The sequence below is a fragment of the Cupriavidus sp. CuC1 genome (assembly GCF_044627735.1).
GTDB lineage: Bacteria > Pseudomonadota > Gammaproteobacteria > Burkholderiales > Burkholderiaceae > Cupriavidus > Cupriavidus ulmosensis.
Window position 1 is genome coordinate 1 of the sequence record NZ_JBIUHC010000271.1, and the last position, 7,817, is coordinate 7,817.

At 58.3% G+C, this 7,817-nt stretch carries 9 protein-coding genes; 4 read left to right on the forward strand and 5 right to left on the reverse strand.

The window, feature by feature from the left end:
- Window positions 1-493 precede the first annotated feature (493 nt).
- On the forward strand, window positions 494-841 hold the full coding sequence (locus tag ACGLHR_RS49695; protein WP_400103250.1) for a hypothetical protein: 348 nt from the start codon (window positions 494-496) through the stop codon (window positions 839-841).
- Between the two features lie 371 nt (window positions 842-1,212).
- Complete coding sequence (locus tag ACGLHR_RS49700) at window positions 1,213-1,680, forward strand: hypothetical protein (protein WP_267603526.1); 468 nt, start codon at window positions 1,213-1,215, stop codon at window positions 1,678-1,680.
- Window positions 1,681-2,172: 492 nt separating this feature from the next.
- Here ACGLHR_RS49700 and ACGLHR_RS49705 read toward each other — a convergent pair whose 3' ends face one another.
- The 3 genes from ACGLHR_RS49705 to ACGLHR_RS49715 all read right to left on the reverse strand — a co-directional run bounded on the left by ACGLHR_RS49705 (window position 2,173) and on the right by ACGLHR_RS49715 (window position 4,541).
- Complete coding sequence (locus ACGLHR_RS49705) at window positions 2,173-2,490, reverse strand: hypothetical protein (protein WP_267603524.1); 318 nt, start codon at window positions 2,488-2,490, stop codon at window positions 2,173-2,175.
- Between the two features lie 341 nt (window positions 2,491-2,831).
- Window positions 2,832-3,194: a hypothetical protein gene (locus ACGLHR_RS49710; protein WP_400103252.1), complete on the reverse strand. Its 363-nt coding sequence runs from the start codon at window positions 3,192-3,194 to the stop codon at window positions 2,832-2,834.
- Window positions 3,195-3,911: 717 nt separating this feature from the next.
- Complete coding sequence (locus tag ACGLHR_RS49715) at window positions 3,912-4,541, reverse strand: NUDIX hydrolase (RefSeq protein WP_400103254.1); 630 nt, start codon at window positions 4,539-4,541, stop codon at window positions 3,912-3,914.
- Between the two features lie 142 nt (window positions 4,542-4,683).
- Between ACGLHR_RS49715 and ACGLHR_RS49720 the strand changes: the two genes are divergently transcribed.
- A complete protein-coding gene (locus tag ACGLHR_RS49720) occupies window positions 4,684-4,836 on the forward strand; it encodes a hypothetical protein (protein WP_400103256.1) in 153 nt (50 codons plus the stop codon).
- 488 nt (window positions 4,837-5,324) lie between these two features.
- On the opposite strand, the gene ACGLHR_RS49725 is transcribed toward ACGLHR_RS49720, so the two are convergent.
- Window positions 5,325-5,714 carry a DUF6538 domain-containing protein gene (locus tag ACGLHR_RS49725; RefSeq protein WP_400103258.1) on the reverse strand — a complete coding sequence of 130 codons (390 nt, stop codon included), beginning with the start codon at window positions 5,712-5,714 and terminating at the stop codon, window positions 5,325-5,327.
- A gap of 468 nt (window positions 5,715-6,182) precedes the next feature.
- On the opposite strand from ACGLHR_RS49725, the gene ACGLHR_RS49730 reads away from it, so the two are divergent.
- Window positions 6,183-6,671: an HAD domain-containing protein gene (locus tag ACGLHR_RS49730; RefSeq protein WP_400103260.1), complete on the forward strand. Its 489-nt coding sequence runs from the start codon at window positions 6,183-6,185 to the stop codon at window positions 6,669-6,671.
- Window positions 6,672-6,679: 8 nt separating this feature from the next.
- Here ACGLHR_RS49730 and ACGLHR_RS49735 read toward each other — a convergent pair whose 3' ends face one another.
- The gene (locus ACGLHR_RS49735; RefSeq protein WP_400103262.1) at window positions 6,680-7,468 is read right to left on the reverse strand and encodes an HAD domain-containing protein; all 789 of its coding nucleotides are present in this window, start codon (window positions 7,466-7,468) and stop codon (window positions 6,680-6,682) included.
- Window positions 7,469-7,817 lie beyond the last annotated feature (349 nt).

Sequence of the window (7,817 nt, forward strand, 5' to 3'; positions counted from 1 at the left end):
ATGTTCAGAAAATCGCCCCAGCCGTTCGCGGGATAAACGGCCCTCCCCAAACCTCAGATTGCGCGGGACGTAACACCCGTTGAACTTCAGCAGGGTCCTTTCGCAATAGCGCGCGCTCGGGCCATGCCATGTTTCCAGTGTATTGCTGCCCGACAGAGGGCACATGATGCTTGAAGTCAATCGGCTGGCCGATTGCTCGTTTCCGGGATTGAACGGCTTCAGGATTCCATCCGGGCCAGAGTTCCCGCCATCGCTCGATGGGTGCTGGTTCGGTGTCCATCAGCTTCGCCGACGGCAGTGCGAGGAAACTCCGCGCCACCTCCGGATCGCGACATGCTAGCCAGTCATCCTTTTCAGCCGCGGCACCCTCACAAATCATCCGTTTCCGTGCCCAGGGCGTGGAATCGACTTATCGGTGGGTGCATGTTCTGCACTACCCTTTAGGGGGACCATTCAGTATTGACGGGCTGCAACGCACTGCGATCATCCTCCCATGAGATCCCGATCGGCATCACCCAGATGGAGTCGTTTCTATATCCTGGATGCGAAGAACCGGCCTGTCCAGGTGTTGGACCAGGGCGAGTGGTCGCGCTGGATGGCTGAGAACGAACTGATCTTCCGCCGCACGCTGATGGAAGACTCCGGCGTCGTGGTCACTACCCGCTTCCGCGGGGTGTCCGAGCGAGCCCCTAAGGACACGCCGCTGTTCGTGACTCGTGTTGTTGGGAAGGTGGCGGAAGAAAACGAGAGCTATGGAGCCCACACGCTTGATGAGGCGCTGGAGCAACATGAACAGCTAGTGCAGAAACTCATTCGCGCATTGCGCGCCGCTGATCGCTAGGATCTGCACGGCCACGGGCACCACCATGGGTCGACGCTCACATCTGAACCCTCCGAAAATCCACCACCCACAGGGTCGCTGCCCACGCGCAGGGCCCGTTGATCTCGTTCCAGAGGTGCTGGCAGCGCTTCGCGTGCGTGTCGCATTTCGTGTAGTGGGTGTCGGGCATGATGCCGAGGCGCGGGCCGATGGCGTTATAGAGTCGCGTGCCGCCGCAGCGCGAGCATGTGCGCCAATCGTGCTCTTCATGCTCTGCATCCAGCGGCTCTACACCACCTCGATCCGGGGATCTGCATTCCCCCATAAAGGGCTATTGCAGACACCGCCAGCACGTCGGAGACTGGACACCACTTCACTCTCATGAAGGCGACATGGAAGCCACAAAAGAGCAGCGCGACGCCGCCAGGAAAAATGCCATGCGCGCCGAGATGCTTCGCGCGCAGGCGAGGCGGTTCATGAAGTTCGTGGGCGAATGTCTTGCCCAAGAGGGGTTCTTGGCCCGCGCCGCGGTGGAAGGCCCAGCGTTACCGGGTGACGAGAGAGAGAGTTTCCAGCTCAATACTAGCTTCGGTCGCGTTTATGCTCAGTTCGGCTTTGCGAAGTGGGATGGACACCTCGTGGGGCGGTACCAATTTTCGCGCTTCGTTCTAGGCGCAGATGAGATGATGCGGCTGGTTCCGTTCCACGTGATCCTGATCGAGGATCAGGGGAACGCAACCTTTGCCGAGGATGGTTTCTTCGAATGGAAGATCCCGGATAGTCCGGACAGCAATTACGGTCCGGCGCTCGTCGGCTGTTTGCTCCACGGATTCCAAGAGTCGCTTCCACAGATAAAGTGACCGCAGTAGAACCGATTCGACGCCAGGCAAGCGCAAAGCGATGGCCACGGCCATATTCGCCCGGCGCCAATCTCCACGAATTGGGCTTTTCCTAGATCCTCGGCTAGATGGCGCTGGGTATCGGCGTGCAAGTTGCGCGCCGTCGCCAGCAGTTCATCCAGGCCGCATACGCGCCGCGGCAATTCCTTGGTGACCTTGCGCTGCAGGAAGTAATGGATGTTGTCCCCGAACGGGGTCATCGACAACGCGCGGAATATTCGCGCTTTAGTTTGCCAGTGCATTGGCCCCCTTGTACTTTTTTATAAATACAAATGCTGGCTTGGTGGCTTGGTTGCGCCTCAGAATTGAGCAGAAACGCAATTTAGAGGCGTTGCCCGCACGTGCATTGCTTCTGCTGGTCGGCTGCGCCGCCGCGCCGCAGGTGATCGAGAGGCCGGAGGAGGTGAGGGTGCTGGTGGCCGTGCCGTGCGCGCACCGGCCCGCATACTTGCCTCACTTGGTGCGAGGCGTTGCGTAGGGCGTAACGAGTTCAAAGCAATCAAAAAGCGCTGCGGACTTCTTTGCCTTGAAATCAATGGCATGAACCTCGATGCATTTGTACGCGCTTTCGCCCCTTTGAAGGTAGAACGTTTCAGTTGATACCCCATTTGGGGACGAGTCGCTCGTAACCGCGGCAATGCCGTAACCACGCCCAACAAGCTCAGATAGCGACAACCCAACGCGCTGCCATTGGCTATCAGGCGCTTGAACTGCTTGAGCTGATAGCGCGACTGTAGCGAGGAAAAAGGAAGCGATACGGAGGGTTTTCATTGTGAAGTCACAATTGATTCCGCCGGGGATGCGGTCGTGGCGCCTTCCGTCGTGCCGAAAGCGGCGCCGCCTCAGTCGCCATCATATCCGCTGGAAACGGCAGACTCAAATCTGAGGGACCCCCGGCGTGACGAGCGCGCGGCGGCATACTGAGCTCCGGTGGGGCTCCTGCATCCGTGTAGGCGCGGCCGCCGCCGGCCGCCAGGGGGCGGCGTCCCGCAGGCCTTCCAGGACAGGTTGTACCGCAAAGAAAAGTGCCGCGATCCGGGAGGAGAGTCGCGGCACTGCCGTGTCGCCGGGCAGGAACCGCGTTTCCAGGAAGATTGAGCCAGCCTGGTGGGTCACACGGGGCATACCATCTCCGCGCGGATGGCGTAGTGGCGCTCGCCGCGGGTGCGCAGGCAAATCGAGCGAGGACCGACGAACTGGATGCTGTAGGCGAGCTGGAAGCTCAGCCGAGCGCCCCGGTAATCGAACGCCAGGCGGTCGATTGTCCATGGCAGCGCCATGATTGCTGCGGTATCGACCCCCGTCAGGGTAAGGGTGGCGCCGGCTGCCTGGGCGGCGGCCCCAACCTCAGGGTTCCAGGTGTCGGCTGTGAGCAGCGGATCTTCTATTGTCAGGTGGAGGCAGCGGATGGCCAAACGCGCAGCCCCATGGGATTGGCTGTAGAGGTAGACGGTACCGGGGGCGCAGGCGAACATGTCTCTCTCACTTACACTGTATGGATATCCAGTATAAAAGCCGCCTGACTGGGGGTGCCTAAAGTTGAGTTAACTGTATGGATATACAGTGTCAAGCTTCGATGCCAAGCCCCAAAAGCAAAAAGCCCACCGAAGGGGTGGGCTTTTCAAGTTCCAAACTTTGGAAGTTCTCATTCCAAAATTCAGATTAAGTTAGCGGGCACATACCTGCTAACTCTTTTAATTCTTGGGGTGGCTGATGGGACACCATTGGCCATCTATGAACTCTAGTGTTTACGCGGCTTTCCGGGCGGTGGAACACGGGTCTGGGTAACAATTAGTGTAACAGGCTAAGTGCCTCGGGAGAAGCCCGGAAACCGTTGGTCGACCCGACTACGTATGTGTTCAGTCTTCCAAAAGTCGATGTCGGGAGACTTTTTCGACGCACGGTGGGCAGGGTAGTTCGATTCTCTTGGCCAATTTTGGCGACACTGCCCGCAGGCACCACCACATTCGTCTCCGATACTCCGGCAAGCGCGTTGCCTTCAAAGGCGACCAACGCAATATCGCTACCGTGATGGTAGGCGAGCTAGAGTCTCCTCGCTGGTCAAGCAGGGCAAGCATCTCTTGCGACAGGAGGCGGTTCCGGTTGGCCTTGGCCCAATGTGCTTGAGCGCATCCAAGTCATCAATAAGTTGACTTCTGCTCTCATATGAATAGGCTGGCGGCAACGGGCCGTTACGCAATCAGCGCTTCTAACAGCGGCAAATCGTTGGCGTTCGTCAGGAACTGGCCCAGCTGGGATTTGGGTACGAGCATCACTGCTTGCGACTCCCAGCCCATGTCGGCAGGATTGCCGCCGACGCGGCGTGCACGGTAGTAACGCGTGTACGTCAGCGAGCGGACCGAATCTGCCACGAAGCCGGTGATTTCAGCCTTCAGTCCGGTCTCTTCCCAGGCTTCCTTGATGGCGCTGGCCTGCCGATTGATGCCATGCTCGACGCGGCCCTTGGGGAACGTTGCCGTATAGCCGCCATACCCGTTTGACGGTGCGACCTGCCAGATGCGACCATCCGACTCCTCGATAATCAGTCCGGCGGCTTCGGCCTTGCCATTGGGTGGGGAGAATGCTGGCTCACCGATTTCGGCTTGGCCAGCGACGGCATTCCAAGCCGCTATCGACTGGGGCGCGTCCAACCAACTACGCAGCGGAATGCCGTTAAGTTCTGCCGGCAATTCGCCGCATGGGACCACGATGGAAAATGTGCCAGGCTGTTGCCACGAGCTCAATGGCGTGGGCTGGCTGGGTTTCCGCAGCGCAACAGGCTTGCCTTTGTCATCGGATTTCGGATGAAAATTTGTTGGCATGTGGTTTTTCAATGTTGCCTTTGGTCGTGATGCCGGTATCCATCATGGGCTTGCCGGCGTCGCTTGACGGTGAATGCTGCCACTCGAGGCTGAGGCTGGCAAGTCATACCAAGAATGACAAAAGCCACACTCCAAGATGCGTGTGGACGAGATTGTCGACCTGCCGTTCGAAGCCATTGGCGACCCATTGACGGACAAACTCTCCCTGAGCATCGGCGGCAAGAGTTTCTACAACAGGTCTCTGCCGCTTGGCATGGGGCTGCATGTCTTCAATAACGTGGTGCCCGGCACTTAAGCCCTACGCCCAGGTGCTGGAAGGTCTGACACTGCAGCTGACCCTGGGCCAGCGGAGCCTGTACGTCGCGAGTACCCACAAGCAACTGCGGAAAATTCCTTCTGACTAGGACGAGCTTGGTCGGAAGGAGCTGTGTCCGCTGCCAGGTTCCGCCACTTAGCCCGCACAGCCCGTGTTTATCTTGGCTTCAGGTAGAGCTGCTTCTGCTCACGGCCTGGCACAGTTCGCTCATCAGTCATGAATATGTCCTGCCGTGACTTGACTAGGTCGGATACAACAGCAATACCGGGTCCAGCTGGAACCAGAGTTCTACGCAGATTGGCGATGTCACCAAGACCTACGGGACAGCCGCCAACGGTAGTTCTTGGGATAGCACGACGCGCAATCTCGGCAATGGCGTTACCAGGACCTACGGCACCGACTCCCGGGGCAATAGTTTCGACATGCGGTTCACACGATACGGCTGCGAATAGTCGCCTCAGCCCGCATCAGGGGGCTCTTTGTTGCCAGTGAGTGTGCCGGTTGCAGTGGACTGGGAGCCCATCCTCGCGGGCGTTGGAGTCGACGCTCAGCCCTTGCAGCCAAAGCGAGGCCAACTGGTCGGAGAGCTCCGGGGTAACCGAGATGGTCTTGAGCCGTGCTCGGGCATCCTGCTTGAGGAACGCATCTACCGAGTTCTCGTTGGCCTGTTTGGCTCGGGCTTCGGCAAGTTGCCGGTTTGTTTCAACGGTGAGCTCGGCGCAGGCGGCTTTGGCTTTCCGGTAGTCCCGGCCCAATCGGTCGATGAAGTTGGCCTTGCCCAGATGAGCCTGCAGCTTCTTGGGGATGGGGCGGACGAACTTGTACCCATATTCGTCCTTGCGCATGTAGAGGGGCATGTCAGCTTCTTGTGCTGACCGAACCTTGCGCTGCCGTTGTGTACCAGTCATGTGTACCAGTTAGGGGCAAAAACTCCCCTATCTATCGGCAAATCAATGACTTGGCTTGAATTGGCGGAAGCGGTGAGATTCTCCCGCAAAACCACTAAATCCCTGTAAATTCAAAAGCTTACTGTGGGCTACAGTAGCGATTTTGGCACACCTCTTTGGCACACACAAGCAGAGCCAGAGACAAGTGAGTCAGCACGCTCTCGCCGTTAGCAGGATGGCTACCTATGCAGGGAACGAACAGCGGCAATACGCCCTCGGGGTTACGCCGAGGGCGTGCCATTTTTGCGCAGCAGCGCTCATCAGTTCCCCGTCATACTTAGGTTCGAGCGTATCGATTGGCGGCGAGTCGTGCACGTACTACCGCCCAGCCGAAGGGCGGAACGTCGCGGAGGAAGTTTGGCATTTGCACCGAGGAAGATGAACGTCATATATCTCGATTTCGATGGTGTGCTCCACCCCGAGGCTGTCTTTCGCACCGCCAAAGGCCCTTGGCTGCAAACTCCCGGACATCGACTTTTCGAGAACGAGGGGCTTCTAGAGGCCGCGCTGGAGCCGTACCCGGATGTTCGCATTGTGCTGTCAACAGCGTGGCTGTTGTGGCGCGGCGGGTACAGCTTTGCGAAGCGGCAGCTCTCGCCCGCGTTGCAGCAGCGAGTTATCGGCGCTACTTACCACCAGCGGCACACCCGACGGGATGAGTACACCGAAACATTCCGTGGCTTTCAGATTTGGCAAGACGTGCAGCGTCGCTGTCCCGATGCTTGGCTCGCACTCGATGACGATGGCGAGCAGTGGCCAGCGTGGTGCAGGGAAAAACTAGTTCTTACGCACCCAGTTTTTGGCATTGCTGAGCCCTCAGTGCAGGCGGAACTGGAGCAGAAGCTGCGCGCAATGTGTAGCCGCTAATAAAGTACTTAGCCTAGTAAGGCTACGACGCGCTCCAAGACCCAGGCGGTTTCATCGTGCGAGATGTCCCATTTCCCGCTTCGTACTTTCCTCTCTACGCCGCTGCGCATGCGCCCAAGATTGAACTCGCGCGACCAAGTGGGATTCTCGCGCTCCTTACGCCGACAATAGTCTCGGAGCTGCTGCGCCAGGTCTTCGCAAATTTCCCAACGCTCGCGGCGCTCGACGTCGGAAGCTGTCGGTTGTACGTACTGGACTCCGGCTAGCGCTACCGCGACTTTAGACTGTACCCCGGACAGGGCGCTCACAAGTTTTGCGCGTGGGAAATCCGTAGGTACGGGTGTGGTTTGCCCGTCATCGGTCAACGCAGCAAGTTTGCGTTGCAACTCAGCCTGGACGCTAGCTGCGCTGACGCCGCTATCGGATGCACATGCTACAAAGCGCGAATCTTCTCTGCTCGCCGCCTCGACGCTCGGATGGTCATCAATAGCAAGCCAGTGCGTCAGACAACGTCGGCGGGCTTCCTCGAGAATTTCCTCGGAGCGGGAGCCTCCCCAGGTCTCCACCACACCGATGAATCGTACGCCCAACGGGCCCAGCAATCGAACCAGCGTCTCGTCGTTACACAAACGGCGCCAGTCTGAGCTGACGATGATTCGCACGTTTGGATAATGGACGAGCAGGCGGTCCAGAACTGGCAGCCATGCAAATAGATTTGGGTTCTCGATGAGATTGAAGTCTTCATCAAGCGCAGGCTCGCCGAACCGGTGCAGCACGCCATCAAAATCGAGAAACAAGACTGGTAGGTCCGTCATGTGGCTTGAGCGTGTGGGTGTTATCGCCCTCTATTTTGCGCGCTATATGTGAGTTCACCAACATGGGAGGTGGGGCACGAAAGGAGAATCTCCAACAAGGCTCAGAGCTTGTTGAAGATTCTTGTAGCGTTCATAGATTACGAGGCGCAAGAGAACATCCTTGCCTGCGGCTGAACTTGCACCGAGGCGGGTACACGCTGGATAGTCTTGTCCTCGGCGGCGCTCTCGCCGCTAACAGCCTTCTTACTCATAAGTCAGAAATTTAGCGGACAATAGTCTATGCTTGAGCGATAGTCATTGAGGGGTGCGCTCATGAAACGGGACGGCCGCA